Source organism: Streptomyces sp. NRRL S-337 (assembly GCF_000720175.1).
Lineage (GTDB): Bacteria > Actinomycetota > Actinomycetes > Streptomycetales > Streptomycetaceae > Streptomyces > Streptomyces siderophoricus.
On the sequence record NZ_JOIX01000192.1, the window covers coordinates 1 to 362 of the forward strand.

Annotated in this window: 1 pseudogene; it reads left to right on the forward strand. The window is 64.9% G+C overall.

Annotation, left to right across the window (positions count from 1 at the left end):
* Nucleotides 1–209: 209 nt before the first annotated feature.
* Nucleotides 210–362: pseudogene (locus tag IG62_RS46915) on the forward strand (IS701 family transposase); the annotation flags it as partial.

Genomic DNA, 362 nt, shown 5'->3' on the forward strand with positions numbered 1-362 from the left:
TGTTTGGGACTGCTGTCGCTTTACGTCCCAAACACCGGCCCCTCCGGCCCGTCCCCTCCCGTTGGGGGAGGGGGAAGAGGTGGGTGGGGGTGGGCGTTGAGGGAACCAGGGGCCCTTGGGACCCTTAGTACTGCAACCGCATGTGGTGTGGCCGTGTGGGCTGGGGCTCGTTGGTGTGACTGTGTGAGAAGTCGCTGACGGTTGAGCAGATCGATTCGTGGTCTGAGGGTGTAGCGGGTCTGCATGCCCGGTTCGGGCATCGTTTTGGCAGGTCGGAGCCACGGGACCGGGCCTTGGACTACCTGCGGGGCTTGCTGGCTCCTTTGGAGAGGAAGAACGGCTGGACGCTGGCCGAGCAGGTC